Annotated in this window: 13 protein-coding genes; 5 read left to right on the top strand and 8 right to left on the bottom strand. The window is 32.4% G+C overall.

From position 1 onward, the window contains the following. Positions 1 to 5: 5 nt before the first annotated feature. The 3 genes from MBM09_RS02710 to MBM09_RS02700 are packed head-to-tail and all read right to left on the bottom strand — an operon-like array spanning position 6 to position 2,194. Complete coding sequence (locus MBM09_RS02710; RefSeq protein WP_238675315.1) at positions 6 to 446, bottom strand: LexA family transcriptional regulator; 441 nt, start codon at positions 444 to 446, stop codon at positions 6 to 8. Then, complete coding sequence (locus tag MBM09_RS02705) at positions 440 to 1,699, bottom strand: Y-family DNA polymerase (protein WP_238675314.1); 1,260 nt, start codon at positions 1,697 to 1,699, stop codon at positions 440 to 442. The genes MBM09_RS02710 and MBM09_RS02705 overlap by 7 nt, the downstream gene beginning before the upstream one ends. 57 nt (positions 1,700 to 1,756) lie before the next feature. Continuing rightward, the gene (locus MBM09_RS02700; RefSeq protein ID WP_238675313.1) at positions 1,757 to 2,194 is read right to left on the bottom strand and encodes a DUF3157 family protein; all 438 of its coding nucleotides are present in this window, start codon (positions 2,192 to 2,194) and stop codon (positions 1,757 to 1,759) included. Positions 2,195 to 2,265: 71 nt separating this feature from the next. On the opposite strand from MBM09_RS02700, the gene MBM09_RS02695 reads away from it, so the two are divergent. Continuing rightward, positions 2,266 to 2,682, top strand: a complete 417-nt coding sequence (locus MBM09_RS02695; RefSeq protein ID WP_238675312.1) for a DUF2007 domain-containing protein — start codon at positions 2,266 to 2,268, stop codon at positions 2,680 to 2,682. On the opposite strand, the gene MBM09_RS02690 is transcribed toward MBM09_RS02695, so the two are convergent. After that, a complete protein-coding gene (locus tag MBM09_RS02690) occupies positions 2,658 to 4,157 on the bottom strand; it encodes a PLP-dependent aminotransferase family protein (protein WP_238675311.1) in 1,500 nt (499 codons plus the stop codon). The genes MBM09_RS02695 and MBM09_RS02690 overlap by 25 nt on opposite strands. 68 nt (positions 4,158 to 4,225) lie before the next feature. Between MBM09_RS02690 and MBM09_RS02685 the strand changes: the two genes are divergently transcribed. The 3 genes from MBM09_RS02685 (at position 4,226) to MBM09_RS02675 (ending at position 7,680) form a co-directional block, all read left to right on the top strand. Continuing rightward, entirely contained in the window at positions 4,226 to 6,052 is a 1,827-nt protein-coding gene (locus MBM09_RS02685; protein ID WP_238675310.1) for a TonB-dependent siderophore receptor, read from the top strand. A gap of 215 nt (positions 6,053 to 6,267) precedes the next feature. Beyond that, a complete protein-coding gene (locus MBM09_RS02680; RefSeq protein ID WP_238675309.1) occupies positions 6,268 to 7,134 on the top strand; it encodes a cupin-like domain-containing protein in 867 nt (288 codons plus the stop codon). 57 nt (positions 7,135 to 7,191) lie between these two features. After that, the gene (locus tag MBM09_RS02675; RefSeq protein WP_238675308.1) at positions 7,192 to 7,680 is read left to right on the top strand and encodes a DUF6646 family protein; all 489 of its coding nucleotides are present in this window, start codon (positions 7,192 to 7,194) and stop codon (positions 7,678 to 7,680) included. A gap of 165 nt (positions 7,681 to 7,845) precedes the next feature. Here the strand turns inward: MBM09_RS02675 and MBM09_RS02670 are convergent, their stop codons facing one another. After that, a complete protein-coding gene (locus MBM09_RS02670) occupies positions 7,846 to 8,319 on the bottom strand; it encodes a regulatory protein RecX (protein WP_238676360.1) in 474 nt (157 codons plus the stop codon). An 87-nt stretch (positions 8,320 to 8,406) separates the two neighbouring features. Here MBM09_RS02670 and MBM09_RS02665 point away from each other — a divergent pair, with 87 nt between their 5' ends. After that, entirely contained in the window at positions 8,407 to 10,698 is a 2,292-nt protein-coding gene (locus MBM09_RS02665; RefSeq protein WP_238675307.1) for a T9SS sorting signal type C domain-containing protein, read from the top strand. Positions 10,699 to 10,766: 68 nt separating this feature from the next. Here MBM09_RS02665 and MBM09_RS02660 read toward each other — a convergent pair whose 3' ends face one another. Genes MBM09_RS02660 through MBM09_RS02650 form a run of 3 tightly spaced genes read right to left on the bottom strand, consistent with a single transcriptional unit; the run spans position 10,767 to position 16,249 of the window. Continuing rightward, the gene (locus MBM09_RS02660; RefSeq protein ID WP_238675306.1) at positions 10,767 to 13,178 is read right to left on the bottom strand and encodes a TonB-dependent siderophore receptor; all 2,412 of its coding nucleotides are present in this window, start codon (positions 13,176 to 13,178) and stop codon (positions 10,767 to 10,769) included. Between the two features lie 3 nt (positions 13,179 to 13,181). Further along, positions 13,182 to 13,901, bottom strand: coding sequence for a DNA repair protein RecO (recO, locus tag MBM09_RS02655; protein ID WP_238675305.1), 720 nt, complete (start codon positions 13,899 to 13,901; stop codon positions 13,182 to 13,184). Then, a complete protein-coding gene (locus MBM09_RS02650; protein ID WP_238675304.1) occupies positions 13,901 to 16,249 on the bottom strand; it encodes an ABC transporter substrate-binding protein in 2,349 nt (782 codons plus the stop codon). Before MBM09_RS02650 ends, recO begins: the two co-directional genes overlap by 1 nt. Positions 16,250 to 16,360: the final 111 nt, after the last annotated feature.

The raw sequence follows: 16,360 nt of genomic DNA, 5'->3' as shown, positions 1-16,360 counted from the left end.
AAAGGTTATAACTTTTTAATTACATTGGTAACAATGCCCCAAATTACAAAGTCATTGTCTTCTGTAATTTTTATAGGTTTATATTTTGAATTTTCTGGTTGCAACCATATCCCATCTTTTTCAACTCGCAACCGTTTTACCGTAAACTCACCATCTAAAAAACATACTGCAATTTTATTGTGCGCTGGCTCTAAACTTCTATCTATTACCAATAAATCATTATCATCTAGTCCTGCTCCAATCATACTTTGTCCGCTTACACGTGCATAAAATGTTGCTAATTTATTATTAACCAACATATCATCTAACGACAGTCGTTCTTGTTTAAAATCATCTGCAGGTGAAGGAAATCCTGCCGAAATTCCTGTATCGAAAAAAAGCGCTCCAGAATTTTCTATAAACTCTGGTGTGTAAAAGGTTAAATTTCTAGTGTTTCCTATTAGCATTTTACTTTTATTATTTCGTTAATATTTGTGGTATACCTTGGTGATAATCGTTCTTGTCTCATTTTCCAGGTACGTTTTAAATCTTGATTACCTAACTTTATCTTGTAATCTTTATATTTTTTATTCAACCCATCAATAGCAGACATAAGCGATTTGTGCTTTGGGTCTTCATGTTCAAATATATCTAATTGATAATTATTATTAGGTACTAAACCTGTAATAATTACACCTGCACGTTTATATTTTATACCACTTTTAAAAATAGTAATAATTCCTTTTACAGCTTCATTACTTATAATTAAAGACGAATCTGTTGGATATGGTAAGCTTATTATTTTACTCGCTCTGTGTTGTTCTAAATCTTTTTTATGCCTATCGCTACTTAGCATTACATAAATCATATGGCAACAAGAGCCTTGTTTACGGAGTTTTTCTGCACAACTTGTTGCGAAAGTAGAGATACGTTCTTTTATGTTATCAATATCAGAATAGGTATACTCAAAACTTCGTGTTGTAGCTATAGCGCGTTTATTTTTTGGTTCGTCTAGCAATATTTTAGAGTTGCCTTCCAAGTCCTTTTTAAGTTTCCACTCGGTAATTGAAAACGTTTTACGTACCCAATCATCAGAGAGTTGTGTAAAATCGAATGCTGTTTTACATCCTTTAGTATTTAATCGTTTTTGTAAACGCCTACCAATACCCCAAACATCTTCGATTTTAGTCCATTTTAAAGCTTTTATCCGTTTTTCCTCAGTGTCAATCACATAAACACCTTTGGTTTCATTTGGAAATTTTCGAGCTATCTTATTGGCTACTTTGCTCAATGCTTTTGTTGGCGCAAGACCTACACAAGTGGGAATACCTGTCCATTTTAGTATGCGTTGACGCATTAGGTTTCCATAATCATTAAAATTATAATTTTCAAAACCTTTAAATTGAACAAAAGCTTCATCAATACTGTAAACCTCAACATCTGGTGTAAATTGTTCTAAAATTTTCATTACGCGACTACTCATATCTCCATATAGTGGGTAGTTTGAAGAAAACACCTTAATATTATTGGCTTTACAAAACCCTTCCCATTTAAAAATAGGTGCACCCATAGGTAACCCGAGAGCTTTAGCTTCATCACTTCGCGATATCACACACCCATCATTATTACTTAAAATAGCAATGGGTTTGTTCTGCAAATTAGGGTTAAAAACGCGTTCGCAAGAAGCATAAAAGTTATTACAATCTACTAGGGCATACATGACAGTAAAGATACATGAAAGACCTAGAAAAAATAAATTTAAAAGTGATTTTGAATGTTAAAAAAGCTTCCTACTTTTTATAATATTATTCCCAACACGCTTATACTTAACCGCTTTACCATTGGCACAAAAGTTATAAACACCATTAGATTTTTTCTCTGAAGCAGACAGCAAAATAACATCGTCTACAGAGCAATTATAATCTTTAGCAACTCTCTTTTTTATGTGTGTAATAGTAGCTCTACCCTTTTTAAGTTGATTTTGTATTTTTTTATCTAACGTAGGTTCTTTAAAATCCTCTGCTAAATTGCAATTGTCGCTTTCTGTTGGTTTTGTAACTTCCTTTATAGTGGTGGATTCAGCATCAATATATTCCCATGTGAAATCAGCTTTTAGTAATACACGTCTTCCGTCTTCGGTTTTAACAATATGGTTGTTTTGCGCAAAACAAAAACTTGAGATAGTAAAAAAGATGATAAAAAAAGGCATTTTCATAATGAAGTGTTTTTTATAGCATTTCAAAAATACAAAACTAATCTTCAAAAGTTATTTCTATTTTTGTGATTATGAGCGATACTTTTAAAACCGTAGCAAGATTTCAATATTCAACTGAAGCACAAATTATTAAAGGCCGCTTAGAAGCAGAAGGTATTCAAGTTTTTCTATCGGACAACCTTACTATTGATACAGATCCGCTTGTTAGTAATGCTATTGGTGGAGTTAAATTAAAAGTGTTATCTCATGATGCTTTAAAAGCTCAACATATTTTAGATTCTATTCAAAATTTTTCAGTAGATGATGAGGGAAACCCCATACAATGCCCAAAATGTAAAAGTGAAAAAGTGAATTTATTCTCAACAATAACAGATTTTAAGTCTTTTATAGCATTTCTTTTCGGTTTTATTTCTGGCACGCTTCCGTTTTACGCTAAAGACAAATTTAAATGTGAAAATTGTAATTATGAGTTTAATACCAAATCATAAGCTTGTCTTAGCTTTTTTATAACCACTTCTATTTCTTCTTCATTTAAATGCCCAAAACCAAAACGGATGGCACAGGTGTTTTTATCTTGATAAAGAATGGTTTTTGGTAGAAATAAATCTTTTTTTTCAGCCTCTGCAGCTAATTTTACTAAGGATATTTTAGGTTGAAATTGCATCCAAATCGCTAACCCACCAGAAGGCGCTTCCCATACTATATTATGCCCAAAATACGTTTCTAAATGTTTACATAAACTATCATGCCTTTGTTTATATATTACAATGTTTTTTTTCATGAGACGATAAATTTCGCCTTCGTGAATTAATTCCGACAGCATTTGCTCTTGTATTAAATCGCCTTGTTCATCTAATAACTGTAAATAATTCTTAGCTTCAGAAATTAAATTTTCTGGTGCAACTACAAATCCTGTTTGAAAACTAGGAAATAATGATTGCCCCAGTTTTCCTAAATAAATAACCATACCATTTGCATCGGCACTTGCCATAGGCAACATTGATGAGCCTTCAAACTGAAAATCGTAATCATAATCATCTTCAATAATGGCAAACCCATATTCTTTAGCAAGTTTTAACAACTCTAAGCGACGTTCTGCACTTAGTGTTCTAGTTGTTGGATAATCTCTATGAGCACACACGTAAACACACCTAATACTTCGCTTTAAAAAATGTTTTTTTATGTATTCCACATTCAAACCATCGTTGTCTACAGGAATTGTTCTAATAGTTGCGCCCGCTTGTTGAAAAATCATATTAGAAGCATAATTACTTAAATGCCCCACTAATACAACATCGTTTTGATTTATAAGTAATTGAGATACAATATATAAACTCATTTCTGTACTACGTGTACTTATTAAGTTGTTTGGTTTTATATGAAACCCTCTAGTTACATTTAAATAATTGCAAAGTTGTGTTTGAAATACAGAATAGGATAGCTCGTTTGGTCTGTTCCATTTTTTTATTAAAGCCTTTCTTTTCATAGCAGCGCTGTACCATCTTGAAAACTGATGTACTGGGTGCAAACGCAAGTCGGGTTTTCCATCATTAATAGTATACTTAGCATTTGTTAACTGAACTGTTGATGCTAAATGAAATGATTTTTGAAAAGGAAAGCCTGTTGTTTTTGAGTATTTGTACGCCTGATTTATTTTTTGTACTGTTGCCTTAATTTTTGCAGTTTTTAGCTCTGGCTCTAAAACAAATGTCCCTTTGTTTGGTATTATTTCTACCCAACCTTGTGAGGCTAATTCGTCGTAGATAGCCACTGCTGTATTTCTGTGAATTTTTAATAATTGACTTAACACACGGGTTCCCGGTAGAATTGTACCTTTGTTTAAATACCCACGTTGTATAGCATTTATAATTTGTTGTGAAGCCTGTATGTAGATGGGTTTCGATATAGATTTATCAAAATCAATTAATTGTTTAAAAAGATTATTAACCGGACTATCTAACATTTTAAAACTGGACTAGTTTAATCGTCCGGAAAGTTACGACTTTTGCGTCGTTTTTAAAATTACTATTTATGAGAATTAAACTTACTTTTATAATTACCATTTTATTTTATACTACACAAATAACTGCACAAGTAGAACCTGTAAAAACAGATACTTTAAGAGAAGTTATTATTACTTCAACCAGAATAGATTTACCTTTTAAAGAAAACTCAAGAACCATAGATATTATTTCTTCTGAAGACATTAAAAAAAGTGCTGCAACAAATCTTGCTGACTTATTACAGCAAGTTGCTGGTGTAGATATTAGACGTCGTGGAACTGCTGGAAGTCAAGCCGATTTATTCATTCGCGGCGGTGGTTTTGATCAAACTTTACTTCTTATTGATGGTATAAAAATGGACGATGCACAAACTGGGCACCACTCCATGAATGCTGCCTTACCTATTGAAGTAATTGAGCGTATAGAAATTATAAAAGGTCCTGCGGCAAGAGTTTATGGGCAAAATGCTTTTACCGGTGCTATAAATATTGTTACAAAAAAAGAACTAAAAAATAGCATTTCTGCAAAGTTAGAAACCGGTTCGTTTGGACAACTAAATGCAGGTGTAACGGTTGGCGCCAATTTAGAAAACTCATCGCACATTGTACATGTTGATAAAATGACTTCAGCAGGATACCGTCATAACACCGATTACGATAACAGCAACTACTTTATTAAAAGTGTTTTTAACAAAAGTAGACAAGCCATTGAAATGATTTCTACATTTCAAGAACGTAAATTTGGTGCTAACGGTTTTTATGCCAGAGCGAGTGCTACCGAACAATATGAGGAAACTCAAAATAGTGTTTTAGCATTTGCTACTACGTTTAATTCTGAAAAACTTACGGTTAAACCACGCGTATATTGGAAACGTAATCAAGACATGTATGTGTATTTACGAAATGACCCAACGGTTTACAGAAACTTACATATTAGTAATAAAATTGGTGCCGAAGTAAATGCTTCGTTACAATCTAACCTTGGTGTTACTGGTTTTGGTGTAGATTTAGCAAAAGTTTACATAAAAAGTAACAATTTAGGCAACCACAATAGGTTAATGACTACTCTTTTCCTAGAGCACCGTTTTAAGCTTTTAAATGAAACATTAGATATTACTCCAGGTGTGGCTGTTACTTATTTTTCAGATTTTGAATTTTATGCTTTTCCTGGTTTAGATGTTGGTTTAAAACTAACCGATGATTTAAAAGTCTACGGAAACATAGGTTATACCTATCGCATACCAACTTATACAGATTTGTATTATAACGATTCAAGCACCGTTGGAAACGCAGATTTAGAAGTTGAAGAAGCTTTATCGCAAGAAATTGGTTTAAAATATTTCTCTGAAAGGTTTACAGGATCGGTAGCGGCTTACAACCGAAACTCTAAAAACTTAATAGATTTTATTCGTCCTGATACTGATACCGATATTTACGCTGCTACAAATATTGCTGAAGTAAATACCAAAGGTATTGAGACTAATATCGCTTATCATTTTAACTTAAACAATTACAAGCAAACTCTTGCTGTTGGTTATAACTTTTTAGACGATGATATTTTAGATCAAAACAAAGATTTATCTCGCTATTCGTTAAACACCTTAAAACACCATTTTACAACGAGATTAAGCACACAATTATTTAAAAATGTAAGCCAAAACATTATTTATAAACATGCCGAACGTACTACAGGCGACAGTTACAATGTTTGGGATGCATCGTTAGCCGTAAACCTAAAACAACTAGAATTTACACTTACAGCTAACAACATTTTTAATGCTGATTATATTGAAGCTGGCTTTGTACCTATGCCTCCAAGTAATGTATTGTTTGGCTTACGCTATAATTTTAAATAGTTTTTATAAAAACACAATATTTAAAAAAAGGCTAGATGTAAAAATCTGGCTTTTTTTATAGCTACTCCTTGCGTTAGGGATAGTAATGAAAAGCCCGCAGTGAGGCACGAACGAGGACTTGTAAAGTATAGCCCGACCCTTGTGGTAACGCCCAAAATATAATATTTTCAATTTCACAACGTTTTCTTAACTTTGGGCCACTAAATTCTTTAGCCTTGTCATTAAACTTACAAGACATTCCGCGGGTAAAAACTATTACTAAAGCGGATTTTTTAAAACACTATTTTAAACCACAAAAACCTGTGGTTATTGAGCGTTTTATTGAAGATTGGCCTGCATATAGCAAGTGGAATTTGGAGTATATGAAAACTGTTGGTGGCAATATTACCATTCCATTATACGACGACAGACCCGTAGATTACAAAGACGGTTTTAACGAGCCACATGCTAAAATGAAATTAGCAGACTATGTAGATTTGCTAAAACGCGAGCCTACCAAATACCGTATTTTTTTGTGGAATGCTTTAAAAGAAATACCTCAGCTACAAAAAGATTTTACCTTTCCAGATTTTGGATTACGACTTATGAAAGGTATTCCTATGTTATTTTTTGGTGGTCGCGACTCGTATACTTTTATGCATTACGACATAGATTTAGCTAATATTTTTCATTTTCATTTTGAAGGACAAAAGCAGATTATTTTGTTCGACCAAAAACAAAACGACTACTTATATAAAATTCCGCACTCTTTAATTACTAGAGAAGATATAGATTTTAACAACCCAGATTTTAAAAAATGGCCCATGCTAAAAAAAGCCAAAGGGTTTAAAACAGAACTTAATCATGGCGAAGTTTTATATATGCCAGAAGGTTACTGGCACTATATGCGCTATGTTACCCCAGGTTTTTCTATGAGTTTACGTGCCATTGCCAGAAACCCAAAAAACTTAGGAAAGGCAGTTTATAACGTATTTATTATGCGCTCTTTAGATAATGTTATGCGACGCATAAAAGGCCAAAAATGGATTGACTGGAAAAACGAACAGGCCATAGTGCGAACTCACAAAAATGTAAGTAAATAAAACTTCTTTGTTTAAAAATTATAATATATTTGCGCACTAAAATTTTTAAATAAAAACATGAAAAAATTAATTTTACTAGTAACAATACTAAGTGTTTCATTTGTTAATGCACAAGCGTTTAAAGGTAAAGGCGATAACAAATTTCAAGTAGGTGCTAATTTTCAAGATAATGCTACAGGATTAAATGTAAGCTACGATTTTGGTGTTGGCGAAAACATTTCTTTAGGGCTTACTTCTACCTACGCTTTAGGTGTTGATGAAGTTTTAGATGCCGATTTTGGAGATCGTTTTGATATTAAAGCACGTTTTAATGCTAACTTAGGAAACGTAGTTAACATTGATGAAAACTTCGATATTTACCCTGGTTTAAGCGTTGGGCTTAAAAACTTTGGTGGGCATTTAGGTATGCGTTACTTTTTTACTGATGGTTTTGGTATTTACACCGAGTTAAACACACCTTTTGCAGAATATAACGATAATCCAACTCCTGCTGAAAAATTACACAACCAGTTTACGGTTAATTTTGGAGCTACTTTTAACTTGTAAAAACTCACAATAATAGCATATTAAACAGGCTGTTTAAAAAGTGAATTCGAAGTCATATTGAGCTAGTCGAAATATTTCGTTTTATCGGAAAATTAATATCTGTTTCGACAAGCTCAACAAGACAAATCAGTTCAAAATACTTTTTAAACAGCCTGTTTTTTGTGATTATTTAATCAATTCGTTGGCTTTTTCGTATACTAAATGCGACTCCCAACCACGATACAAAAAGTAATCAATAAACTTTTTTCTTTTCTTAAATTTGTTGTTTTCTCTAATAGAATTGGCTTTTTTTTCGGCTAAATCATTGAAAACCTCGATATACTCCCCATCTTCAATTTCTGTAAGTGCCTGATTTATATTAACTTTGGATATGTCTTTTTTCTTAAGTTCATAAGTTAATCGATGGCGCCCCCAATGCTTGATTTTAAACTTACCGCTTACAAATGTTTTGGCAAAACGTTCTTCATTAAGAAAGTTATGCTCTAATAGGTGTACTATAATTACATCTATAGCTTCTGGAATCATATTCATACCCACTAGCTTTTGTCTAACCTCTTGATGGCAACGTTCTTGATACGCACAAAAATGCTCCAGTTTTTTGGTAGCTTCTTGTAGTGTATATGTTTTTTTGGTTTGCATAGATGTAGCCAAAAGTAACAATAGATAAATTAACATTAAGAAGAAAAATTTATAAAAACCAAATCTTAAGTTTTAAACTTAACAGCTATGAAAAAAACTACCCTCACAAAATCCCTTACTTTTTTTATTGCACTTTTTTGTGCTGTGAATTTTGGGTATGGGCAAGAAATTGCATCTTTTAGCTCTCTTCAAAACACAGGCTGTAGTGGCACCATCGCTTCTGATGCTAATATTATTACAACGGGAATATGTAGAGGTCCTGGAATAGGTCTAAATGCTGGAGGAACTTATAATTCTAATAACTGGACTACATCCACAACTCTTGATTCAAATGATTATTTAGAGTGGACTCTCACTCCTAATTCTGGATACCAAATAGATTTGTCAACAATGGATATTACTTACGACAGAAGCCCTACTGGGCCTCAAATGGTTGATATTCGAGTTGATACAGGCTCTGGTTTTACATCTATATTTACAGACGCTTCCGTCTCTGACCCCGCTGAAGATAATAATGGTATAGATTTATCTTCAATAACAGGAATAACAGGTACTATTACATTTAGACTTTATGCCTTTAGTGCTGGTGCTGCTGGTGGAACTTTTGATATTGAAGAAAATACAGCAACTAATAAAGGTATTATAATTAATGGGGTCGTTTCAGCAGTAACTTGTGCTGGAGGAACTGTAACCTGGAATGGAACTTGGAGTGGCACACCAGATATAACAACCGAGGTTATTATTGACGCAGATTACAACTCTGCTATAAATGGTAATTTTAGTGCTTGTAGTTTAACTGTAAACGCTGGATCTACTTTAACTGTAGGTAACAACTCATTTATTGAAGTTGAATATGATGTAAATGTAGATGGTGATTTAATTGTTGAAACTCAAGGTAATTTTGTACAAAATGATGACTTAGGAACCTTTACCGTTAATGCTGGAGGTGTTGCAAGAGTTAATAAACAAACACCTGCAAAAGCACAATGGTATTATTACACCTATTGGAGTTCTCCTGTTGTTGGAGAAGTTGTAGGTGACGCTTTCCCTTTTGCTCCTGGTGATAGACGATTTAGATTCATTGCAGCTAACTATCTTGATGCCGATGGTAACGATATTGATGATAATGGCGACGATTGGCAAATAGTATCAAGCGGTGATGTTTTAGCTCCCGGTGTTGGTTATGCAGCTACAGAATCTCGTTTCCACATTCCCGGAGGTTCTGGAACCGCTTCCTTTGAGGGTTCTTTTAATACAGGTGATGTTCCAACAGGCATATCATATAATGCAGCTAATATAGCTGGTAGCTGGAATTTTATTGGTAATCCTTATCCAGGAGCCTTAGATTTTGATGCATTCTATCTTGCAAATGCAACTGAAGTTAGTGGAGCAGCTTATCTTTGGTCTCAAGCTACTCCGCCAGATAATTCAAATCCTGGTAATCAAGAAGAAAATTTTAGTTTAAACGATTATGCCATTTATACATTTGGGTCTGGTGGTACTGCTGGAGCAAGCACTATTATACCAACTCAATATATACCTTCAGCACAAGGGTTTTTTATAGCTAGTTTACCAACTACAAGTGGTAGTGTAACTTTTACCAATGCTATGCGTATGGCAGATGGCACAAGCAACAGTCAATTCTTTAAAAGTTCAAATACAAAAAAGACATCAACCGCAAATAGACTCTGGGTTAATTTAACTTCAGATAATGGTGTGTTTAACCAAATACTTGTGGCTTATGTTGATGGTGCTACCAATGATGATGATGGCTTTTTATATGATGCACCTAAACTTTTAACTCAAGATTATGCTGCTGCATTATACTCTACTATGGATAGTTCGGTTAAAAAATTCGCTATTCAAGGTAAAGCTGCTAGTAGTTTAAACACAGACGAAATTATTAAACTAGGGTTTAACACAAATATTAATGTTGCTACCTTATACACACTATCTTTAGCGCAATTTGAAGGTGACTTTTTAAACAGCAATCCTGTGTTTTTAAAAGATAATCTTTTAAATACAGTGCACGAATTATCGGCTTCAGATTATACTTTTACATCAGAAACAGGTGAATTTAAAGACCGTTTTGAGGTTGTATTTAGTGCCGCTTCTTTATCTACAGATGAGGTCGCTTTAAACTCTAAAGCATTAAAAATTGTAGAATTAGATGATGATAATGTGCAGTTTACAACATCTAACAATTTAAGTATTAAATCTGTTTCAATTTTCGATCTTTTAGGAAGACAGCTATATGATTTTAAAGGCAATAATACTTCTGAAACTTATAAACTTTCTAACTTAAGCAGTACCATTTACATTGCTAAAGTTAAACTATCAAACGGAACGACTATTACTAAAAAAGCAATAAAAAAGTAGATTAAAATCAACCAAATGTTTATTTCCAAAAACCGTCACTTACTAAACCAGTAATGGCGGTTTTAATATTATAGGCTATATTTTAAAGACAAAATGAAGTTTCTACCAGATGCAGCAATTCCAGAAGAATAGGTTTTGTAGCGTTGGTCTGTAATATTTTCTAAACTAGCTGTTAGGGTTGTACTATTTGTTATTTGGTATTGTGTTCTAACACTTAGTGTATACCACGATGGGCTGTAAGGGTTGCCGTTACTATCTAGTGCGTAGATATAGTCTTTTTCGGTTTCAGAAGGTGCCAACTGATAATAAGATAAACCACCGTTATAATTACCAAACACATCAATTTGAAAATTTTTATTTGTCCAAACCAAATGTGTGTTTCCAAAATTAGGTGCCACATGCCTTACAGGTACTTCTATATGGCCTTCTTCTTCTGTTCCGCCAATTATATTGTACTGTGAGGTTAGTTTTAATTTATCAGTAAAATTAACTCTTGCACCAACCTCAAAACCATAAATCCACGCTTTTGATGCATTTTGAATAGCTTGCACGTTACTTAACTCACCATCGTAAATAATTTCTGTTTCACCATTTAAATTATAATCCCGTCGCACCAAAGCATTATCTAAATACGTGTAATACGTGTTTAAATCTAAAATAATCTTATCGTTAAAGTTCATTTTCAAACCTAATTCGCCTCCATAAGCGTATTCTGGTCTTAAAGTTTCATTTGGTACAACAACAGACCCGGGTTCAGAATCAAAAACCTTTCCTATGTCATCAATATTTGGCGCTCTAAATGCTGATGATGCGTTTAATTTCCATTGTAATGTTTTATTTGGCGACCAACTAATACCTGCTGTTCCTGTTAATGCACCTGCTTTGTTTGTTGAGCTAGCAAAAGGTAAGTTTAAATAGGTGTTGTTTTCAGTGAAATCTGCTTTAGAAACTACATGATTAAAACGTAACCCAGATTGAAATACAAATTTAGAATTTGGCTTGTATTTAATACTGCTATAAATTGCCGCAGATTCCCAACTTGCCCCATTTGGATATCTAGAAACCGTTTGTTTTATGGCATTTGTAGATATATTTTCTTCTTCTCCGCTAGACTTTATTTTATTGTAAATATATTCAAGACCGTAAAAAAATTGTGTTTTAGAGCTTAGTGTTTTTTCTAAATCTAAATTAAAGGAATACGCATTTACCGCTTCTTCGCGAATGTTTCTAATAGAAGATTGATAATCTCTATCCATCCTGCTTTCTTGAAAATTTTGATATGCTACTGTAGCTTTAATTTTATTATATAAATTAGAGCGACTGCTTAACTTGGTTAATTGCAGATTAGACATAAACCATTTTTGTGGCCCATAGTTCCATTCTGCCGAACGTAAAACATTATTTCTATAGCGTATTAATCGGTCGTATCTGGAATAATCTGAGGTTGTGGTGTAAAATAAACCCAAATCGAAACTTAAATCTTCGTATGGTTTATAATGCACTTTTTGCATCAGGTTTACTTGATTATAACCCGAGTATTTTTGAACTAAAGGGTTACTGTTTTGAATAATTTCATCACCTGTATTGGTAGTAAGAACAAACTCTGGTCTTAAATATTCATCTGGACCATGACTGCCCATTCTTAAATCACCAAAATCTGAATAGCTGGCATTGGTTACAAATGCCCATTTCTTATAACCCAAATTAAAATCGAAATGCCCTGTTTTTTCATCGCTTGCTGTTGCATATCGTGTAATAATATTGGCATTTAACAACAATGAATCTGAAAGCGATAATTTAGGTTTTTGGGTGTAAAAGCTCATTACACCGCCAATAGCATCACTACCATAAATTACAGAACCTGAACCTAAAGTAACCTCGGTATTTTGAATAGAAAAAGGATCAATAGAAATAACATTTTGTAAGTTCCCGCCTCTAAAAATAGCGTTATTCATTCGTACACCATCTACTGTAATTAATAATCTATTAGTAGAAAAACCCCTTATCATAGGGCTTCCGCCTCCTAATTGACTTTTTTGAATATAAACCTGTCCTGTGTTTTCAAGTAAATCTGCACTGGTTTGCGGATTAGTAAATTGCACGTCTTTGGCTTTAATACTTACTATCTTTTGAGGAATATCTTTTCTGTTTTGTTCAAACTTTGATGCAGAAATAACTATTTCTTCTAAACCGTGTGTATTTGAAACTAAGTATATCCTATTTGAGTTACCCAGTTGAAGTTTCGTGATTTTTCTTAGAACGTGAGATAAATGCTTAAAATAGATTGTTTCTGTATTTGAAAACTCATCTAATTCAGCTTCTCCTCTAAAATTTGTAATTACACTTTTAGATTTATCTGCATTATAAATAGCCACTCCAAAAATAGGCTCTTTAGTTACTGAATTTAAGACTTTTACATTTTGAGCATGCAAACATGTGTGCGCTATTAAAAAAAAGAAAATAAGGTAAAAAGCCTTCATGTTTTAACTAAAAACTTGATTAAATATTTGCAGCGATTTAGGGGTTCTAAAATCTCCCAAATGTAGTTCAAAATAAAGCAAAATCATACTTAAAAACGACTGTCGTTGCTTTGCATTTATTTTTACATTATTTAATGCATCAAATGTTGTGCCTAATAAGGTTTTTAAGAGTATTAAATTTTCTCCTCTTATGGTATATTTATTGGTTGGTTTTAACTCAAATTTTCCTTCGTTTAAATTAAAAAAAGGATAGTCTATCTCTGTTGTATCTGGATAAAATCCTAAATATTTAGTTAACTTTAATAAAAACAATAAATGAAAGTTAGAATATTCTGATTGAGAATCTAACCACAACAATGTGTTTTCTATATAACTGTAAAGTGCTTCATTTGGTTCTTCCTCTTTTAAAGTAGTTGATAACACTTCAGATAAAAACATAACAATAGAACCTTTTAAAACATTGGAATGTAAACTGGTATAAATATTATTTAACTTGGTTTCCCTAATGCTTTGTAAAGATCTATTTTCCTTATAATGAACAACTAATTGTAATTGAGATAATAACTGAAAATATGCTGTTTTCGAATGCCCTCTTTTACTCTTTAATACACCTCTTAGAAGAAAGCTTAAAACTCCCAGTTCTTGGGTATAACATTTAACTATTAGGTCGTTGTCTTTGTATTTTAATTTAGAGAGAACAATGGCATTTGTGTTAACTAGCATTATCTTACCACCATTAATTTTAAAACTTTAGTTTCGAAAGTATCTAAATCTGACAACATGATTAGATAAACACCTGAAGCTACAACATTATTAGCTAAATTTTTACCATTCCAATAGGCTGTACCTCCATCAATTTCTAAATTATATCCATTGTATCTTTGATTGGTTCTAGATTGAGCTTCGGCAACTAAATTGCCTTCAATATCGGTGATTTTAATATTTACATTTTCTGAGATGTCTTTAATTTTTACTTTTTCATCTACAATGTTAAAATTAGGTCTTACTGGGTTTGGATATGCATAAACATTTTCTAAATCTTCAAAAGGACTAGAACCACCTGAATTAAAAGACACCAACCCTTTGCTAGTGGCGATATATACTGTTCCATTATTTGTGTCTAGAGCTATATCTCTAATACTATTTGATGGTAAAGGTGAATTGTCTTTAGTAAAATGAAAAATGGTGTTTTGTCCATCCGATGAAAAGTAAAACACCCCAGAATCATCGGTTCCAATCCACTTATTATTTGAACCATCTACCTCAATATCTGAAATATATTGCTGAAATAATAATTCTTTAGCGACACCATCTTCTTCAATAATTATTTCTTCAACACGAACATTTTCATCAGTAAAAAAATTGGACGTATTATACAAAACTCGTAATCCTCTAAATGTACCTATCCATAATTGGTTGCGATTATCTAGTGCTAAAGCAGTAGTAACCTGCACAGGCATATTTTCTTCTTCACGGTATAAACTTTTAATAAGATAATTACTTCCATTTTCTTTATAACCTATAAGACCAAACTCATAACTTGCAACCCACTTTGTGTTATCTGAGCCAATAGTAATATCAGCAAATCCTGGGTTTCCAGCAAAACCATCAGCAATAACATCGGTAAAACTAAAAGATTGCCATTGATTATTATCTGGATTAAATGATTTTAAAGGTTCTTCTATTCTACTGGTAAGAGTCCATAACAAACCATTATTATCAAATGCTGAAGTACCTACTCTTAAATCTACATAATTAGGGTTGCCTGGTAAAACTAAAGACTCCAAACCACTATTTGTTTGATTATATAAAACTGTTGGAACATCTTCATTTACTTCTAGCAAACCGCTAAAAAATGAACTTATAAAAACTTGATTTGTATTAAAAGGATTTATAGCAATTTCATTTAAACATTTGGCTTCAAATACTTCACTATATCTATTATTAATCCAAGTATTATCTTTTAAATGGCTAAAACCTCGACTGTTTAATGGGTATGGGTTATAAAATAAATCGTATTCCCCAAAAGTAACCCATAATCCATTAGGTTCTGTTTCTATAGAAAAAGGAATATTTAATAACGGACCTTCTGGGTGAATTTCTTGAAAAATAGCTGGATTAGTAATTTCTGTCTTTAATATCCCAAAATCATTTGTACCAATATAAATAGTATTTGAATCTATTGTAGCAGAGGAATATTGTGTATCGAATAATGGATCTATATCTATTTGCGAAACTAAATCAAAATCAATATCATAAATAAAAACATTATTCTGAGTAGTAACAATTAAGCTTTCATCCTCAGTTCTCAAATCTAAAGGTGTATCTGAATAAAAAAACCTCTCGCTTAAAACATCATCAACAATTTCATAAATTCTTCTATTTGTTCTTATTGTATAGAGTTTGCTTTCATGTGTTTCAATAGCTGTAAAGTTTCCTGAAGTAATTTGTTGCCAATTCTGAAAATCAATTAAATTAGGATTTGAAATTTCTGCTTTTTTTATACCATTACCTCCAGAGCAAGCAGCATAAATAAAATCATTAAAAATAGTGGTTTGGTTTACCGGAATTTGAGTTCCTCCATTACCTATAAAATAGGTGTCTCCAAATTCAAGTCGTTCTAAATCAAAAACCGAAACCCCGTAGTTTGTTGAAATATAAACTACATTTTGGTAAGTATTAAAGTGGTTGATTTTTTTATCTGTGGGTGGTATTGTTACTTTATCAATAACATCTACTATAGTTAAAACTTCATCATCATTATCAAAAGCTATTTCAATTAATCCGTTTTCGTATCCAATAATCAATAATTCATATACTTCGCTGTAATAAATAGTTGTAATAGTTTCTCCGGACAACCCATTAATGGTGCTAAGTTCTTCCATTTCGTTTGTTTGCACATCTAAACTAAACACAGCATTGTCTGCTGCTGCATAGATTTTACCATTTCCTTGAGCAATATCTTTTATCTGGTTGTATGAAAAATGACCTTCCCAAAGAGCGGAATAATCTTGAGAAAAACTATAAGCTGAAAACAAGTAAATTATAAGTATAATTAGTCTTTTATACATATCCTGATTTTGAATATTCAAATATATTTATAACTAACGAGTTTTACTTTAAAATAATATATTTTAAAACAAAAAAGCTTCCCTCTAGAGGAAAGCTTTTTTACAATTAAC

The organism is Flaviramulus sp. BrNp1-15 (assembly GCF_022259695.1).
Classification (GTDB): domain Bacteria; phylum Bacteroidota; class Bacteroidia; order Flavobacteriales; family Flavobacteriaceae; genus BrNp1-15.
This window is presented reverse-complemented; position numbering and strand designations above follow the sequence as displayed.

What these genes read in the sequence shown, in the direction of transcription:
- recO (WP_238675305.1), bottom strand. Translation starts at nt 13,901, where the DNA reads ATGCTAGTTAACACAAATGCCATTGTTCTCTCTAAATTAAAATACAAA.
- MBM09_RS02675 (WP_238675308.1), top strand. Translation starts at nt 7,192, where the DNA reads ATGAAAAAATTAATTTTACTAGTAACAATACTAAGTGTTTCATTTGTT.
- MBM09_RS02695 (WP_238675312.1), top strand. Translation starts at nt 2,266, where the DNA reads ATGAGCGATACTTTTAAAACCGTAGCAAGATTTCAATATTCAACTGAA.
- MBM09_RS02650 (WP_238675304.1), bottom strand. Translation starts at nt 16,249, where the DNA reads ATGTATAAAAGACTAATTATACTTATAATTTACTTGTTTTCAGCTTAT.
- MBM09_RS02665 (WP_238675307.1), top strand. Translation starts at nt 8,407, where the DNA reads ATGAAAAAAACTACCCTCACAAAATCCCTTACTTTTTTTATTGCACTT.
- MBM09_RS02685 (WP_238675310.1), top strand. Translation starts at nt 4,226, where the DNA reads ATGAGAATTAAACTTACTTTTATAATTACCATTTTATTTTATACTACA.
- MBM09_RS02710 (WP_238675315.1), bottom strand. Translation starts at nt 446, where the DNA reads ATGCTAATAGGAAACACTAGAAATTTAACCTTTTACACACCAGAGTTT.
- MBM09_RS02705 (WP_238675314.1), bottom strand. Translation starts at nt 1,699, where the DNA reads ATGTATGCCCTAGTAGATTGTAATAACTTTTATGCTTCTTGCGAACGC.
- MBM09_RS02690 (WP_238675311.1), bottom strand. Translation starts at nt 4,157, where the DNA reads ATGTTAGATAGTCCGGTTAATAATCTTTTTAAACAATTAATTGATTTT.
- MBM09_RS02660 (WP_238675306.1), bottom strand. Translation starts at nt 13,178, where the DNA reads ATGAAGGCTTTTTACCTTATTTTCTTTTTTTTAATAGCGCACACATGT.
- MBM09_RS02670 (WP_238676360.1), bottom strand. Translation starts at nt 8,319, where the DNA reads ATGCAAACCAAAAAAACATATACACTACAAGAAGCTACCAAAAAACTG.
- MBM09_RS02700 (WP_238675313.1), bottom strand. Translation starts at nt 2,194, where the DNA reads ATGAAAATGCCTTTTTTTATCATCTTTTTTACTATCTCAAGTTTTTGT.